This window comes from Gordonia sp. NPDC003376 (assembly GCF_053589235.1).
This window is the reverse complement of the sequence record NZ_JBSFRM010000004.1, coordinates 100,267-115,884: the sequence shown is the minus strand read 5'-3', so window position 1 is coordinate 115,884 and position 15,618 is coordinate 100,267. Positions and strand designations below refer to the sequence as shown.

At 67.8% G+C, this 15,618-nt stretch carries 14 protein-coding genes; 7 read left to right on the top strand and 7 right to left on the bottom strand.

Translation table 11 applies throughout. The features are described 5' to 3' along the window. Positions 1–489 precede the first annotated feature (489 nt). On the bottom strand, positions 490–1,080 hold the full coding sequence (locus ACWDUA_RS06255; protein WP_449750142.1) for a hypothetical protein: 591 nt from the start codon (positions 1,078–1,080) through the stop codon (positions 490–492). A 116-nt stretch (positions 1,081–1,196) separates the two neighbouring features. Here ACWDUA_RS06255 and ACWDUA_RS06250 point away from each other — a divergent pair, with 116 nt between their 5' ends. Next, positions 1,197–1,940, top strand: coding sequence for a type 1 glutamine amidotransferase (locus ACWDUA_RS06250; protein WP_449750141.1), 744 nt, complete (start codon positions 1,197–1,199; stop codon positions 1,938–1,940). Between the two features lie 103 nt (positions 1,941–2,043). Continuing rightward, positions 2,044–2,553, top strand: coding sequence for an excalibur calcium-binding domain-containing protein (locus tag ACWDUA_RS06245; RefSeq protein WP_449750140.1), 510 nt, complete (start codon positions 2,044–2,046; stop codon positions 2,551–2,553). Between the two features lie 684 nt (positions 2,554–3,237). On the opposite strand, the gene ACWDUA_RS06240 is transcribed toward ACWDUA_RS06245, so the two are convergent. From ACWDUA_RS06240 to ACWDUA_RS06230, 3 genes are read right to left on the bottom strand one after another with little or no spacing between them, the layout of a single operon-like run. Then, positions 3,238–5,346, bottom strand: a complete 2,109-nt coding sequence (locus ACWDUA_RS06240) for an acyltransferase family protein (protein ID WP_449750139.1) — start codon at positions 5,344–5,346, stop codon at positions 3,238–3,240. Continuing rightward, the gene (locus ACWDUA_RS06235; RefSeq protein WP_449750138.1) at positions 5,343–5,528 is read right to left on the bottom strand and encodes a cellulose synthase (UDP-forming), glycosyl transferase family 2; all 186 of its coding nucleotides are present in this window, start codon (positions 5,526–5,528) and stop codon (positions 5,343–5,345) included. Before ACWDUA_RS06235 ends, ACWDUA_RS06240 begins: the two co-directional genes overlap by 4 nt. Next, positions 5,525–7,207: a glycosyltransferase family 2 protein gene (locus tag ACWDUA_RS06230; protein WP_449750137.1), complete on the bottom strand. Its 1,683-nt coding sequence runs from the start codon at positions 7,205–7,207 to the stop codon at positions 5,525–5,527. Before ACWDUA_RS06230 ends, ACWDUA_RS06235 begins: the two co-directional genes overlap by 4 nt. 67 nt (positions 7,208–7,274) lie before the next feature. Between ACWDUA_RS06230 and ACWDUA_RS06225 the strand changes: the two genes are divergently transcribed. Next, positions 7,275–8,480, top strand: a complete 1,206-nt coding sequence (locus ACWDUA_RS06225; protein WP_449750136.1) for a lipase family protein — start codon at positions 7,275–7,277, stop codon at positions 8,478–8,480. A gap of 111 nt (positions 8,481–8,591) precedes the next feature. Here ACWDUA_RS06225 and ACWDUA_RS06220 read toward each other — a convergent pair whose 3' ends face one another. Then, complete coding sequence (locus ACWDUA_RS06220) at positions 8,592–8,822, bottom strand: hypothetical protein (RefSeq protein WP_449750343.1); 231 nt, start codon at positions 8,820–8,822, stop codon at positions 8,592–8,594. Between ACWDUA_RS06220 and ACWDUA_RS06215 the strand changes: the two genes are divergently transcribed. From ACWDUA_RS06215 to ACWDUA_RS06205, 3 genes are all read left to right on the top strand, one after another. Then, complete coding sequence (locus tag ACWDUA_RS06215) at positions 8,716–9,459, top strand: SGNH/GDSL hydrolase family protein (protein ID WP_449750335.1); 744 nt, start codon at positions 8,716–8,718, stop codon at positions 9,457–9,459. The two genes, ACWDUA_RS06220 and ACWDUA_RS06215, sit on opposite strands and share 107 nt — an antisense overlap. A gap of 131 nt (positions 9,460–9,590) precedes the next feature. Then, positions 9,591–10,634, top strand: coding sequence for a hypothetical protein (locus ACWDUA_RS06210; protein WP_449750135.1), 1,044 nt, complete (start codon positions 9,591–9,593; stop codon positions 10,632–10,634). Between the two features lie 52 nt (positions 10,635–10,686). Beyond that, a complete protein-coding gene (locus ACWDUA_RS06205; protein WP_449750134.1) occupies positions 10,687–11,556 on the top strand; it encodes a 1,4-dihydroxy-2-naphthoate polyprenyltransferase in 870 nt (289 codons plus the stop codon). A 38-nt stretch (positions 11,557–11,594) separates the two neighbouring features. Here ACWDUA_RS06205 and ACWDUA_RS06200 read toward each other — a convergent pair whose 3' ends face one another. Next, positions 11,595–12,995: an MFS transporter gene (locus ACWDUA_RS06200; RefSeq protein WP_449750133.1), complete on the bottom strand. Its 1,401-nt coding sequence runs from the start codon at positions 12,993–12,995 to the stop codon at positions 11,595–11,597. A gap of 93 nt (positions 12,996–13,088) precedes the next feature. Here ACWDUA_RS06200 and ACWDUA_RS06195 point away from each other — a divergent pair, with 93 nt between their 5' ends. Further along, the gene (locus tag ACWDUA_RS06195; protein ID WP_449750334.1) at positions 13,089–13,754 is read left to right on the top strand and encodes a TetR/AcrR family transcriptional regulator; all 666 of its coding nucleotides are present in this window, start codon (positions 13,089–13,091) and stop codon (positions 13,752–13,754) included. Here ACWDUA_RS06195 and ACWDUA_RS06190 read toward each other — a convergent pair. Further along, complete coding sequence (locus tag ACWDUA_RS06190) at positions 13,748–15,535, bottom strand: siderophore-interacting protein (RefSeq protein ID WP_449750132.1); 1,788 nt, start codon at positions 15,533–15,535, stop codon at positions 13,748–13,750. The genes ACWDUA_RS06195 and ACWDUA_RS06190 overlap by 7 nt on opposite strands. Positions 15,536–15,618 lie beyond the last annotated feature (83 nt).

The following is a 15,618-nucleotide window of genomic DNA, read 5'->3' as shown; positions in this document are numbered from 1 at the left end:
ACACGGGTCCTCGCGATGCTCGGTCCCGGCTCAATCGCCAACGGGCAGGTGGTGGTTGAGCCGGTGAGGAGCGAAGCGACGAGACGTGTCGAAACCTCAGACGGACGAAGTCGCGCGGTGACCACCTCCGAGGTGGTCACGATCCGAGGTAGTCTCCAGGGATTTCGACTCGGGTCCTCGCGATGCTCGGTCCCGGCTCAATCACCAACGGGCAGGTGGTGGTTGAGCCGATGAGGAGCGTAGCGACGAGGCGTGTCGAAACCTCGGACAGCCGGGCTCGTCGACGTCCCCACCTCAGAGGTGATCACCTCCCAGCGTGTGCTGCGGAGATTTCGACTCGGGTCCTCGCGATGCTCGGTCCCGGCTCAATCACCAAGTGTGGTCCCGGCTCGATCATCGACGCCCAATGGGTGGTCGACACCCGGATCAGCAACTCACGCAAGGTCGTCGACTCGGCTCCCGATTCCACTGACTGTGCACACGATGTGGTCAGCCGCCACCATTGAGCATCTCCCGACACTCATCGGTGGTGTGGATCTTGATGCACTCGGTCCATGCGGTCTGGTTGTCAGCCCACGGATGACGGGGCGTCTGGCCGACATTCGGAACCCACACGTAGTTGTCACACACAATGGCAGTACCGTTGGAATCGGTTGCTGTACGACCGATGTCGGCTCCGATACACGCGTCGCCGACCGACGGACCCACCGGCGTCTGCACTGGAGGTGTGGGATTCGGCGCCAGGTCTGGATCGCGTGACCAGGCAAGGGCATCGGTGTATTGCAGTCGGGCACAGTACGCGGTCGCGCCGTCGGCGAACACGGCGATCGACCCACGTGAAGCGCACAGTGCCCCTTCGGTGACGATTGGTAGCGTCTGGGTCGTCTCCACCGGCGGTTCGGTCGTGGCGGGCGTCGCGTACACCGTGACCGTCGACGTCGATGTCGGTGTGGAGCCGACCGTGACCGTGGAGTGGGTGCCGGCAGCGGACGTCGACACCGACTCGCCCGAATCCGCCTCGCACCCTGCGACGACCAGTGCGGCCGTGGCGAGTACGAGGACCGCGAGATGTCTTCTCATCACCGTTCCTCCGGTCCTACCGAGTGTGATGGAGCCTACTCGTCGGCTCCGACACGCGGAGCCGACCGGTGCCCGGTAGCGTTGCCACACATCGGCCGGAGCCAGAGGAGAACCCGTTGACCACCCGCACCGTACTCGTGATCGAGCCCGATCCGATCGCCGCCCTCGATCGCTTCGATACCTGGCTCACCGAACACGGCGTGACCGCCCGAATCGTGCGTCCGCACGCGGGTGATGTGGTGCCGACGATCGCCGACTATGACGGCGTGATCGTGCTCGGTGGCCGGATGAGCGCGCACGACGCCGACGAGTTCCCGTGGCTGCTCGACATCTTCGACCTCATCCGCGACGCCGCAGCCCGCGCGACGCCGTCACTCGGCATCTGCCTCGGCGCCCAGCTCATCTCGCAGGCACTCGGCGGCGAGGTGCTGGTCGGCGCGGGCAGCTCCGAGGTCGGTGCGGTCACGATCCGAACCGTCGGTACCGACGACGATCCACTGCTGCAGGGGCTGGGCACGGAGTTCCTCGTCGCCGAGGACCACCGCGACATGATCAGCCGGATCCCGGACGGCGCGACTCGTCTGGCCGGCTCGGACGACTACGAGAACCAGGTGTTCCGCGTCGGCGACGTCATGTGGGGAGTGCAGTTCCATCCGGAGGTGTCTGTCCCGGGATTCCGGGGCTGGATCGACGACGCGATCAACTCGAACCCCACCGCAGCGCCCGGACTCGAGTCCACGATGGCCGCATTCGAGGCCGCCGATCCGGTCATCCGGCAAACGGCAGCCGTGATCGCCGAACGTTTTGCGGGAGTGGTCCGGACGCATGCAGATGCGGGTGCCACTCACTCGGAGACGTAGGCCGGCGTTGGGCCTGATCGTCGAAATTGGTTCCCTCGGAGGACATCGGCGACGGCGGGCAGGGTGATTCAATACACGTTGCCCTCGCGAAAGGTTCCGATCGATGACAACCCAGCACTGGCCGCCGACACCCCCGACGGGAGACGGTGCCCAGTCGCCGACGCCACCCACGACGTCGAAGAAGCCACTGCTCATCATCGGTGCCGTCGTCGTCGCGATCCTGCTCATGTGCGGCGGCTGCAGGGTCGGCTCGTTGATCGGGAACACCTCTGACACCGCTGCTCCGGCGACCACCACGGTCACCAGTTTCAGGACCGTCACCGAGACGGCGACCCCGTCGACGAGTGTGCCGACCACCAGCGCGACGCCGACGTCGACTGCAACCACCGGGGTCCCCAACACCCCGGCTGAGGACACCAACACCCCGCGCGGCCTGATCCCCCAGACCGGGACCCAAGACGAAACCACCGACAAGCCCGCCGGCGGTGGCGGAAGTGTCTCCTACTCCAGTTGCGCCGAAGCGCGCGCCGCCGGAGCCGCGCCGCTGTATCGCGGCCAGCCCGGATACAGCTCGAGACTCGATCGTGACGGAGACGGTGTCGCATGTGAGTGAGTGCTCACGTGCGTGGGTGCTCACCTGAGTGAGCGCGCCGACGGTCGTGGGGTGGCGGCCACCTGTGGATGCGTTTCGACTTCGGCCGTCTGAGGTTTCGACACGCCTCGTCGCTACGCTCCTCATCGGCTCAACCACCAGCAACTGCAACCCGATTACAGCAGAAGCACCCTGCGTCGAACTCCTCCATCAGCCCAACCAGCAACCAGCGGTCGACAATGAATCTCTCGCGCGCGTGGTGCTCGCGTCGACGAGCCCGGCCGTCTGAGGTTTCGACACGCCTCGTCGCTACGCTCCTCATCGGCTCAACCACCAACCGCCAGTGGCCGATTGAGCCCGAACCACCCCTGAGGTGGTCGCGTCGACGAACCCGGCCGACGGAGGTTTCGACACGCCTCGTCGCTACGCTCCTCATCGGCTCAACCAGCAACCCGCACTTGCTGATCGAGCAAAGACTTCGGTTGACGACCAAGCAGCAACGCTCAGTTGCTGATTGAGCCGGACCGAGCATCGCGAGGACCCGTGTCGAAATCTCCGCAACTTCTGCTGGGTGGCGACCACCCCTGAGGTGGTCGCGCTGACGAACCCGGCCGACCGAGGTTTCGACACGCCTCGTCGCTACGCTCCTCAACGGCTCAACCAGCAACTGTTGCAGACTGATTGACCATCAGACAAGGATGCGGGCTATCGTGCGTTGTAGTCGAAGCGCTGCTCGTCGAGTTCTCTGGTCAGGGCGGGTTGGAGAACCCGTGCGGCCGTGGCGGTCAGGTGCGAATCGTCCCGGTAGAACAGGATCTTGTTGCGGGCGGGAGCGCACCGATTCCCGTCGCAGAGCAGGTCGTTGACGTCGACGGTCAGGATGTCGGTGTCGCGGCCTCGCACTTGTTCGGTGAGGATCGGCTCGTGTCGCGGGACGTTGTCGAGCTCGAAATCGCAACGGCTCCAATCGTCGAGCGCCCCGGACATGCAGTCGGCGACCTGGAAATTCGGGTACGGGGTGTCGGCGATATAGACCAGATCTGCGCCCGTGGCGCGCAGCGCCGCCAGGGTGTCGTTCCAGGCCGACTCGGCTGTCTCGTACTCGGGCGCATACGTCGACAGCGACGAGACGACGATGATCTGCGGGTCCAGTGCGGCGATTGCGCGCAACGAGTCGGCCCGCCACAGCAGACAGTCGTCCTTGTTGAACGGGTCGCCGCGGCCGGGGACGGGGCGTAGGTTCTGCGCCGGACAGGCCGCCTTGGTGAACTGGTGGATGCGCCAGCCATGGGCCTCGCCGATGGTCCGGACGGCCTCCGACCACTGCTCGGCGTGCGAATCACCGAACAGCACCACCGGGATTCCGTCGACCGGACCGAATGCACAGTCCCGCCCCGGGTCGAGTTCTCCCACCGGCAACAGACATTCGTGTGGTTCGGGCCGGTCGTCGTACGCCTGGAACGGGTTCGGGACCACGGGGCCCGCCATCTCGGTGCTCTCCGTGCCGAACACCGACTGGTAGTTCAGCGCGGCGTTGGCGACGGTGTCGCGGGCGGCGATCTTCACCGTCACGACCCCGACGGTCATGGTGACCGCGAGCCCGACGACGAGTCCCGTGAGCCCCACCGAGATCGAGGCCGACCGGTTGGCACGCAGTGCGCGGTTCTCGATGATGGGCTCCTCGAACCAGAGCGTCGAGGCCGTCGCGATCGCCAACGACACGGCACTGACCGCGACCAGCGCCGGCCACGACGTGGTGCCGGCCACCGTCTCGAACAACACCAGCGCCGGCCAGTGCCACAGGTACCACGCATAGGAGACGCGGCCGAGGAAGCGCATCAGCGCGATCGACAGCAGCCCACCCACGAACCAGAACGACGACGGACTCGGCTTCTCCCCCACAGGATTCAGCTGCCCGGAGGCGATGATCGCCACCGCCGCCACGGTCGGGAGCAGGGCGGCGGTCCCCGGATACGGTGTGTGTGCGTCGATCAGCACCGCAGCGGCGATCACACCGGCGAATCCCGCCCAGCCGAGCACTCCGCCGGTCACCTTGGCCACCACCGGGACTCGCAGGCACACCATCAGCAGAACAGGTTCGATCACCGCGAGCAGCGCACCGAAACCGAACTGCCACACCCGCGTGTAGGTCGCCATGTAGGCCGTCGCCGGATCGACCGGGGTGAGCTGGATCGCCCAGATCAGTGATCCGACGGTGAGGGCTCCGACGACCACCCCGATCGACATGCGCACGCCGACGACCCTGCGCAGGACCGTCCTGGACACGAGTGCCGCCGCGGCGAACACGGTGAGCGGCCAGACGAAGTACAGCTGTTCCTCGATGGCGAGCGACCAGAAGTGTGTGGCCAGGCTGCCGTCGATGGACCCGGCCAGATAGTCGGCGTTCTGCGCGAGGAAATGCCAGTTGGCCAGATTCGCCGCCGCGGCAAGCAGATCCAGCGATTGTTTGAAGACGCGCAACAGGGGCATGGTGAGGGCCGCACCGATGATCGACACCACGATGACCAGCGCCGCGGCCGGGACGATCCGTCGGCACCGCCGCGCATAAAAGCCCTTGAACGACAGCGTCCCCGTCTCCTCGTACTCCCTGATCAGCAGTCCGGTGATCAGGAACCCGGAGATCACGAAGAACACGTCCACGCCGACGAATCCGCCGTCGAGACCGGGGATTCGGGCGTGGAAGAGGACGACCAGCAGCACCGCCAGCCCCCGCAGACCGGCGATGTCGGTGAAGAACCGCCTACCCGGCAGGGCCACGGCATTCGCCGTAGAACCCGCTTCGAGGACCGTCACGGCGCCGTCCACGGCAGCACGATGTCGAACACGCCGAGTGCCAGTGCGGCGAGGAAGACGATCACCAGCGTGTAGCCGATCACCTCGATGGCGGTCACCCGGTTGGTGTTGCGCGCCACCGGCCGACGGGCGGTCCGTTCGGGGCGGGGCAGGCCGTCACCGCCCGTGCCGTCGGGGTTCACGACTCGTCCCGTGGCCGGACCGGACGACGCGGGCCTGCGGCGAGTATCCGGACGAACTCGACCAGCAACGGTCCGGCGAGGTAGGTGTAGGTCCCGACGAAGGCCGCCATCAGCCAGAAGGACGCGAGGCCGTGGCCGCCGATGTCGCGGAGCAGCAGCGCCCAGAACGCCACCAGCGACACCCCGAGCGCAAACACCCCCACTGCGCTGATCGAGCGGGCCAGGGAGTTGCTACGCCCCACCGCCCCGGTGGGCACCCAGCCGATCTCACGACCGATCAGCTTGTGCCAGATGGCGACTGCGTGGGCGAGGCTGTAGGCCATCTGGATGCGCAGCACCTCGAACCGCCAGCGGGTACGCGACACCAGTGGGAAGACGACGACGTAGACCCACAGCCCGAACAGGAAGGGCACCAGCTGCCACGGCCGGATGTCCTCGGGAAAGAGGGCCACCATGATGATGCCCGGCAGGAACACCATGAACACGTTCACCGCGGTGGTCAGGTAGTAGAACACCCCGGCCCAGTGCGAGAGCGCCTGACGGAGCGTCATCCGCCGAATCGGCTCACGCACATGGGTGTTGCGCACCCGCGAGAGCGATCCCATGCACCAACGGTATTGCTGGTTGAGGAAGCCGGCGAGGTCATCGGGGCACAGGCCGCGCGAGAGCACCACCGGCACATAGCGAATCATGTAGCCGAGTTGTTGCAGATGTCGGCCGGTGTGCAGGTCCTCAGAGTGTTCGATCGGGGTGAATCCGCCGATCCGCCGGAGTGCCGAGCGCCGATACACCGCCGAGGTGCCCACGCAGTTGGCGGCTCCGAGCGTGTCCCGCGACGGCTGCACCCACCGGTAGAAGAACTCCTGGGTGGCCCCGGCGGTGCGCTCGACCCACCCCATCCGTTCGGTGGTCGCGAACGTCTGCGGGCTCTGCACGATCGCGACCTGCGGGTCGTCGAGATAGGGCATGAGGTGGGCGAGGAAATCGTGTCGCGGGCAGAAATCGGCGTCGAAGATCACCACGAATTCACCGCTCGACACGGAGAACGCGTGACGCAGATTTCCGGCCTTGCGCAGATGTCCACGATCGGGCCGGACAATGTAGCGGAATCCGAAATCTTCCGCGAGGTCGGCGACCTCCGGTCGGTCGGCATCGTCGAGAACATGGATCGTCAACTCACCCGGCCAGGCCATCGCCGATACGTTTCCGTACGTGTTCTGCAGGATTTCGAGACTTTCCCCACAAGTCGGCAAGAAGACATCCACCGACGGGAATCCCGTCGAGGGTGGTGACCACTGGGCTGCGAGCTCCTGATGTGAACGCCAGGTGACGCGCCGGCGACTGATGCCGGTGGCCAGCGACAAGACCGTGCTGATCACGTTGATCGCGAGAACCGCCAGTACCGGCAGCAACACCGGTCGCGCAGTGGCGAATTCGACGAGAGACCAGGCGACGAGCGCGAAGGCCAGCAGGAGAACCCCGTGAATCCAGCGCTGTTGGGGTCCGAGATATTCGTAGACCTCGTCGTCGGTGGGCGCCGACACCGCGGGCGCCACGGGGCCTGGAACGCCGTTCTCGCGGACGGGCCGACCGGGATTCTCCAGACCCGATTCCGGGACCGTCGTGTCGGCAGGCGTGGGCGTCCCGGCGTCGGGTCGTTCCCACATCGTGATGCCCACGCGAAACAGAATCGGGTACGAACAAGGTCATTGCAAATGTGGCGCAGGCTCCCGCTAACGTCGTCACGTGCATGTGCTGCGGAAAGCCCGACACATCGGCGTGATGGTGTCCGTCGGCGCCGTTCTCGCGGCGTGTTCTGCATCACATTCCGCAGCGGAGAATGGCGAGTTGCCGACCTCCGCGCCGTCGATCGGCCAGACGATTCTCGCCACCCGGGGTGAAGTGGTGTCGTCGAGCCCCGGCCTCGATTCCTGGGCGTCGGTCACCCCGGCGCGAACCCGCGCCACCCGCATCGTCTACCGCTCGACGTCCGGTGTGGACGGCAGCGCGACGACGGTCAGCGGCGCGGTGTTCGTCCCCGGTGGCGATCGTCCGGCGGGCGGCTGGCCGCTGATCGCCTACGCGCACGGCACCACCGGGATCAGCCGCGATTGCGCGCCGTCGGACAACACGGAGATGTTCGGCGACATCGGCGTCGTCGCATCATTCGTGGGGTCGGGATATGCCGTGGTCACCACCGATTACCAGGGCCTGGGCCTGCGCACCCGCACCGCCGCGCACCCCTACCTCGAACCTCGTACGGCCGCCCACAACGTGGTCGACGCGGTGCGCGCGGCCCGCGCGATCGAACCGACGATCGGCCCGAACTGGGTGGTGTACGGCGCATCGCAGGGCGGGAACGCGGCATGGGCCACCGCGGAGACCCAGGCGGCCTACGGCATCGGGAATCTGCGGGGCGCGGTGGCATCGGCGCCCCTGCTCGACGCCGGTTACCTGGTGGACCGCGCCCAGGACGGCACCCTGACCGCCGGGCAACGGTGGCTCTATCCGATCCTGGTCGGCGGTATCGCACAAGCCGATCCGTCGATCGACCCCGACGATCACCTGCACGGTCCCGCTGCCGGTCGCCTCGCCACCCTGACCTCGTGTTCCGGTGACCGAGACGCCGTCGCCGCCCAGGTGCGGTCGGCCGACGCCGCGACCTTCCGCGCCGACTCGCCGGCCGCGACGCAGGCATTGCGTGCCGCGATCGCACGACAGTCGTTGCCGCAGACCGGCACCGATGTCCCGATCCTCGCGTTGTACGGCAGCGTCGACGACATCATCCCCGTCGACGTGATGGAGGTGATGCTCGGCAAGGGATGCGCCCACGGCGACACCGTGCGGCGGGTCCGCCTCGAAGGCCAAGGTCACACCGTGAATCCCGGTGCGCTGCTCGGAGATTGGATCCATGCACGATTCGCCGGACGATCCGGCGGTGGTGACTGTTGAGCCGCAACAGAATTCGAGCAATTGATCAACTCCGTTGGCGAGGCCTGTCGCGCGGTCCGCACCGATGCCGGTTATGGTCTACGCAACATGATTGGCCAGGGCGACCCCCGGTCAGTGGGTATTGAGGAGAATCTTCACAGCAATGAAGAGCTTGGTGAAGCGCGTCGCGGCGTCGGCTCCGGTATGGGCCTGGATCGTGATGGCGGTCTGCATCGTCGTCATCATCGTCGGATTGGTGATCTCGGGCAACCGAAGCGCCCCGACCTCGGCGGCGACCACGACCGCCCCGGCGGGAACGACATCCGCATCCACCCCCGGCACACCCGCCACCGTCGAATTCATGGACTCGGCCAAGGCCAACCCGGCCGAACCGCGGACGATCGTCCTGCTCGGTGACTCCACCGGCGCATCCACCACGGGGTGGGCACCGGCCCTGGGCCGCGCGATCAGCACCACACTGCAGCGCCCGGTCGCCACCGCCTACTGGAACACCGAGACCAACGGCTACGGCAAGCCCGTGCCGCTGGGCACCGGCCCCAACGGTCCGATCGGGTTCTGGAACGGCAGCGCGACCGGCGTGGACGCCGCATACGCTCGCGAACACCTCGACGCGATGATCGGCAAGGACGTCACACCCAGCATCATCCTGCTGGACTTCGGGCTGACCGAGGACACCACCAAACCGCTCGCCCCACAGATCCAGCCGCTGATCACCGACTTGCAGAAGAAGTACCCGCAGGCGGCGATCGCGGCGATCAAGCAGAACCCGCGCCGCGACGGGTCCGATGCCGAGCAGATGTCGGGATTCGCGGCGGCCATGGATGCCGAGGGCGTCCAGGTGATCGACGTGTACTCGGCGTTCCCGACCGATCCGGCGGCCCGCGCCCAGCTGATGAGCGACGACGTCAACCCCAACGCGGCCGGCCAGGAACTCTGGACCAAGGCCGTGCTGGCGGCATTCGGCCTCACCCCGGCCTGACCCGGTTCTCCGACGCCGGAATTTGGATCGCTCGACGGACACCGGACTGCTTCCACATCGGCTGCGGGCACGGCACAATGTTTCCTGAGACAATTCCTGAGAAACAGCCGTGAATACGTCGAGGAAATCCTATGCACCCGATCCGAACACGCGCGGTACGGCGTGTGGCGATCGGTGCGACGGCCCTGGCGATCGGCGGCACGATGATCGGGGTGACCACCGCCCCGTTCCCCGCTCCGGCCCCGGAGACTCCCCCATCGTCTCTGGTCACAGCGCTCGCCGCGGTGACCGGCGACCCCACCGAACTCGGCGTCGGCGATGCGCAGGTCTACCGGATGAGCCACGACGAGCTCGTCATCACCATCGACGACCTGTATCGGCTGGGGGTCCGCGCGATCCGCATCGGCGCACCGTGGTCCTTCCTGCAGCAAGGAGACTCCGACACCGCGGCGTGGGAGACCCTCGACACGGTGATCGAGGAGGCCCGCGCACACGGCATGGACGTCGCCGTCGTCATCTCGCTGACCTCCCTGTGGACCGGCAGCGCCGATCCGGTGGGTGTGGCCGAACGGTTCACCGTCTTCGCGAAGCGATTGGCCGGCCGATACAAGGGCAAGGTCAGCGCCTACGAGATCTGGGATGATCCCACCGGTCAGGGCCCGACACTCCCGATGACGCCGGAGGCCATGGGCAGCCTGCTGGAGGCGGCGCTGGCCGCGGTGGTCGCCACCGATCCCTCGGTGCGGGTCAGCGCCCGCAGCATCCACCCGCAGGCCCAGGCCGTCCTGGAGTCACGTGCGATCACGACGGTGGAACCGAGCGTGGCCGCGGCGGTTCCCGAGGCCTCCCCGAAGACGTCGATACCGCCCAGCGCCGAGACCCCGAAACCATCGGCCACCGACACTCCCGCGACCACGGCGGTCTCCCCGACCCCCGCCACGTCGTCGACCGCGGACAACGAGGCGCCCGCCACCTCCACGACGACGGAATCGGCGACGACGACCAGTTCCCCGACCGCACCGAGCACCCCCGGCACCCCGTCGAGCGAACAGCCGACGATCCCCACCGTGCCCCCGGTGAGTCCCGGTGCCTTCGGCGGCATACCGACCCCGGAACCGACACAGCCCGAGATCACCCCGGTCGCCCCCGCAGAGACCGCGCCGGACGGTGGATGAGTCCGGAGGGCATCCGGCGATGAGCCGATCGCCGCGTGGCACGATCAGTGACGTGGCAACCGCAAAACAGTGGATCTCCGGCGCCCGTCCGCGCACCCTCCCCAACGCGATCTCCCCGGTGATCGCCGGCGTCGGTGCGGCGGTCCACGTCGGCGACGTGGTGTGGTGGAAGGCGGTACTCGCACTGCTGGTGGCAGTCGCGTTCATCATCGGCGCCAACCTCGCCAACGACTACTCCGACGGCATCCGCGGCACCGACGACGACCGCGTGGGCCCCATGCGTCTGGTGGGTTCGGGGGTGGCCGAACCCAGGGCGGTCAAGACCGCGGCGTTCGTCTGCTTCGGATTCGGTGCCGTGTGTGGCCTGGCCCTCGCGGTGACCACGGCATGGTGGCTGGTGGTGGTCGGGGCGATCTGCATCGCCGGCGCCTGGTTCTACACCGGCGGCCCGAAACCCTACGGCTACATCGGGCTCGGCGAGATCGCAGTGTTCGTGTTCTTCGGTCTGGTCGCGGTGCTGGGCACCCAGTACGTCACCGCCGGCCGGATCGACTGGGCGGGTGTGGCCTGCGCCGTCGGCGTCGGGGCGATCTCGACGTCGGTGCTGGTGGTGAACAACCTGCGCGACATCCCGACCGACGCCGAGTCGGGCAAGATCACCCTGGCGGTGCGGATCGGTGAACGCCCCACACGGGTGCTGTATCTGACGTTGCTGGCGCTGCCGCTGGTGATGAGCCTGGCGCTGGTGGCCGCCACCCCGTGGGCCCTGATCGGGCTGCTCGCGTCACCGCTCTTCGTGATCGCGGGTCGTCCGGTGGCCACCGGCGCCACCGGACGCGCACTGATCCCGTCGATCGGTGGCACCGGGATGGCCATGCTCGCGTGGTCGGTGCTGACCGCGGTGGCGTTGGTCGTCGGCTGATCCGGGGACTTCCCGGTCCGATGGTCCCGGTCCGGTCCTCACCCGGGCGTTGCCGCCACCACCTTCGCGTCGGCGACCCGGCCCGGCAGGATCGCCCAGGCGGCCACCGCACCGACGGCGAGAAAGACTGCACCGAAGGCGAACCCGATCCGATAGCCATCGATCGGCATCGCCTGGTGGGTGGCGATGGTGACCAGGACGGCCAGCCCGATGGTGCCGCCGAGTTGCCGTGAGCTGTTGAGGATTCCCGAGACCAGACCCGCCTCCGTGGGTGCGGCACCGGCGGTCCCGACGGTGCCGATGAGCACCATCGAGCCGCCGATCCCGATGGACGCGACCAGCGACGACACCAGCAGTGCCCAGAAGTCGAACTCGCCGGGCATCCGCGCGAACAGCACCATGCCCACCGCACCGACCAGACCGAGCACACCGATGCCGTTGCGTGCCCCGATGGTCGCGGCGAGCCTGCCCGACAGGGCGATACCGATCACCACCCCGACGCAGAACGGTAGGAACAGCAGTCCGGCGACGTCGGACTCGACATCCCAGACGGTCTGCACGTACAGCGACGCGAAGAAGAATGCCGCCAGTTGTCCGGCGGCGAGCATGAAACCGAAGATGTTGGCGCCCAGTACGCTTCGGGCGGTCAGGATCCGCAGGGGCATGAGCGGGTGCGCGGTGGACCGTTCGACGAGGGCAAAGGCGATCACCCCCAGCACCGCAACGATGACGGCGACGATCGTCGCCGTCTGATCCCAGCCGTGGTCGCCGCCAGTGGTCACGGCGTAGACCAGCGCCCCGACCGCCGTGGTCACCAGAAACGCTCCGGGGACGTCGAGGTGGCCGACGGCGCGTCGCCGGCCGGACGGGACGCCCCATGCGGCGGCGATCAGTGCGGCCACCACGATCGGCACGTTGACGAACAGCACCGCACGCCACGAGAACCATTCGGTGAGAACACCACTGAGCACCACCCCGACCGCACCACCGCCTGCACCCGCGCCGCCCCAGAGCGCCATCGCCGCCTTTCGCTTCGCGGCGTCGTCGACTGTGGAGGCCAGCGCCAGGGCCGCCGGGGCGAGCAGGGCGCCGGCGACACCCTGCACCGCACGGGCGGCCACCAGCAGGCCGGGACCGGTCGCCAGTCCGCCGACGGTACTGGCGACCCCGAAGATCGCGAGTCCGGCGAGCACGACGACGCGGCGGCCCCACAGATCGCCGAGGCGACCGCCGAGCAGCATGAAGCCGGCGAAGGTCAGCAGATAGCCGTTGACCACCCATTGCAGACCGGATGCGCTGAATCCCAGTTCGGTGCGGATCTCGGGGAGCGCGATGTTCACCAGCGACATGTCCAGGGCCACCAGGAACTGCAACGTGAAGATCGTCGCGAACAGGCTCCGATAGTGGACCGGGCGACTTCCGGTAGGTGGCTGGATCACGGCGCTCCCATCACGTACATCGACGTTTTCGTACAAGTACCTTAGGGTAGGCTTATCCATCCTGGATGTCGATACCCGGGCAGAATGATCGCCATGCCGCCGGTGCCCTCACTGAGTCGCGAGGAGATCGTCGACGCCGCGATCCGCATCATCGGCGCCGAGGGTGTCGACAAGCTGAGCATGCGGCGACTCGCCACAGCGCTCGGCTCCAAACCGATGACGCTCTACCACTACGTCGACAACAAGGCCGCGCTCCTGCAGCTGGTGCTCGACGAGGTCGCCGCCCGCATCCCGTGGACACGACCGACCGGCCCTCCGCGCGAACGGATGATCAACGCAGCGATGGACATGTACGACGAGTTGTCGAGGATCTCGTGGATCGTGCCGATCCTGCGGGAGGGCACCACGGTGGGCGCCTCGGCGCTGGTGGTGGCCGACAGCTTCGTGGAGGCCGCCCTCGAACTGGGCCTGGATCCGTCGTCGGCGATGTCGGCGTGGCGCTCGGTGTTCTACATCGTGGCGTCCGAGCTGCAGTTCCAGGACAGCATACGACGGCGCCCGCCCGGGGTTCGATCATGGCACGAGACCATCGACCCCGAGAAACTCACCGCCGTCCCGACCGTGGCCGCGCTGATCGACCGGCTACCCGAGTTCGCCCGGGGCTACAGCGTGCGCGATGCCGTGTCCGCACAGATCGACGGTGTGCTGTCGGGAATGCGGCCGGACCGATCTCCGCATACCGACAACGCAGGTCAGTAACGCTGCGCGGGAACGAGTTCCAGGCACTCGACGCCCCAGCCGAGGGGCGACGTCGACGCGACCGACCACCCGGCCTGCCCGACGAGTCGGGTGAGGTCGGCCAGGGTACGCGGCGGGACACCGATGGCGCCCAGCGTGACCAGTGCCTGTTCGGCGGCGCGTGCGTTGAGGCCGTCGAGTTCGGTGGACTCCATCACGTAGACGGTGTCGGTGACCGAGTGTAGATCGCCGAGATGTGCGAGAACCTCTGCGTCCGTGCGGTGTTCGAGCGCCGACGCGAGCAGGATCGGGGTGTCGGCGGGCCAGGTGTCGGCGAAGCCGAGGTCGCCGGAATCCCAGCCGTCTCGCAGCGCACGCAGCGGTTCGGGCTCTTCGACGACCACCAGTTCGGCGGCGATGTCGGCGCCCCGCAGACCATCGGCGACGACCAGCGCCGACGGACCGCCGAGCGCGATACGGGATCGGTCCGCCCAGACCGGGAGCCGGGAGAGCGCCGGCATCAGGAACCGCAGTCCCTCCGCCTCGTCGACGAGTTCGGCGTACTCCGACGACGACGCCGTGACGGTGTCGCGCAGGGTGTTCCCGGTCCGCGAGACCCAGCCGCTGCTGCCGGCCGCGAGTCCGGTTGCCAGATCTCCCAGGGCCACAACCTGATCAGCATAGAGACCGACGTACTCCTCCTGGGCGTGCTCGTCGTCGAGGAGTGCGTCGCCCACCGTGCCGGCACGGTAGTGATCGCCGTCGACGCGCAGGATGTCGCAGTCGACCAGGATGGCCAGCAACGGGTCGAGTTGTCCGGCAGTGGCATTCGCGCGACGCTCCAGAGCGTTGCGCGAGGCCGGCTCGAGCGCGACCTCGGTGAGCAGACCCAGCTCCAGTGCGGCGCGGGTGGCCAGCCACGGCACCGGCGAGGTGATCGGGGTGGCGGCCGGACCCGCCGCCACCTCGATGGCGTCGTCGGCGGCGTCGTGCTCGTCGCGCACATGCCAATAGCCAGTGATCGCCATGTGCGACTTGGGGATTGACCACTCACGCTTGACATGCCGACGAATCGGGAGCAGGGCACGACTCTCGGCGGCCGCCCACACGAAGGTGGGCCCCTCCCCCGGCGTCAGCTTCTGCGTCGCGGCGAGCAGCGCCTCGGCGTCCCCCGGTGGGGCCACGACGAAGTCGGCCGAGTCGCCGGGGCGGGTTGCGATCTGCTGGATCGCCGCGTCGGTGGCGACGGCGATCAGGGCGTGCACCGGGATGTCGAGGGGACGCTCGTCGAAGAACCGGGTGATCGCCGGCAGTGCGGTCTCGTCGCCGATCAGGATCAGCTCCGCGACGTCCTCGGGCAGGACCAGGGAGGCCTTGGGTCCGACGAACCACAGATCGCTGCCCGGCACAGCGGCGCGTGCCCAGTCTTCGGCGGGCCCGTCGGCGACCCCACCGTCGGTGTGGACGACGAAGTCGAACTGCACCTCGAGGGTGTCGGCGTCGACATGATGTGGAGTGTAGTCACGGGTGACGCGATGCTCCGACGGAAGCCAGTCGATGCCGTTGGCGTTCTGTCGGGGCAGCGCGTCGGCGATGTCGCCACCGGGGGCGAAGATCAGCTTGACGTGGTCGTCGAAGGCCGACGGCGCGAACGCCGGGAAGGACATGCCGTCACGGACGAACGCTCCGAGTTCCGCACCACCGACGGTGATGCGTCGCATGCGGGGTGTGATGTCCTCGACTCGGCGGACCTGTGCGTGCCGCACGACCAGTGGGTGAGCTCGGAATGCGGAACGACTCATCGACGGTGTCCACCCCTGTCCGGTCTGCGTTGCGGTCGCAGACCACCGTACCGTGCGTGTTCAGCGGGTCAGTACGGCAGCGT

Bases quoted from the DNA above. Each gene is read 5' to 3' on its own strand.
- ACWDUA_RS06220 (WP_449750343.1), bottom strand. From the start codon at position 8,822: ATGAATTCGACGGTGGCGGGTGTGCCGGGGGTGGATGCGGATGTCGTT.
- ACWDUA_RS06210 (WP_449750135.1), top strand. From the start codon at position 9,591: ATGCACCCGATCCGAACACGCGCGGTACGGCGTGTGGCGATCGGTGCG.
- ACWDUA_RS06190 (WP_449750132.1), bottom strand. From the start codon at position 15,535: ATGAGTCGTTCCGCATTCCGAGCTCACCCACTGGTCGTGCGGCACGCA.
- ACWDUA_RS06195 (WP_449750334.1), top strand. From the start codon at position 13,089: ATGCCGCCGGTGCCCTCACTGAGTCGCGAGGAGATCGTCGACGCCGCG.
- ACWDUA_RS06245 (WP_449750140.1), top strand. From the start codon at position 2,044: ATGACAACCCAGCACTGGCCGCCGACACCCCCGACGGGAGACGGTGCC.
- ACWDUA_RS06255 (WP_449750142.1), bottom strand. From the start codon at position 1,080: ATGAGAAGACATCTCGCGGTCCTCGTACTCGCCACGGCCGCACTGGTC.